Raw genomic sequence first — 282 nt, 5'->3', positions numbered from 1 at the left:
CTCATCGATCCGCAGCCGATGGGCAAGCGCGCAGGACGCGGTTCCAAGATCGCGGTGCAGGATGCGCCGTCGATGGATATCGACCAGCCGCTGCCACTGGCCGGAGATATCGCGGATCTCGACACCCGCGCCGCCGCGATCCTGCGCAACGAACCGGTTGCGCGCGAAGAGCCGGCGCCACGTTCGCCGGCTGAAGCGGCGGCGGCCGCCGCCATGGCGGCGCTCGGTTCGGACACGATCGCCGAAAAGAGCGAGAAGGCCGGCAAGAAGTCGATGTTCGGC

At 68.8% G+C, this 282-nt stretch carries 1 protein-coding gene; it reads left to right on the top strand.

Annotated elements, in window-relative coordinates:
* Positions 1 to 282, top strand: a 282-nt coding sequence (locus tag EN807_RS34980) for a hypothetical protein (protein ID WP_135938120.1), incomplete at both ends; no start/stop codon positions are given.

Source organism: Mesorhizobium sp. M5C.F.Ca.ET.164.01.1.1, assembly GCF_004792125.1.
Classification (GTDB): Bacteria; Pseudomonadota; Alphaproteobacteria; order Rhizobiales; family Rhizobiaceae; genus Mesorhizobium; species Mesorhizobium wenxiniae.
Note: the sequence above shows the minus strand (reverse complement) of the source record. Positions and strands in the feature narration are given on the sequence as shown.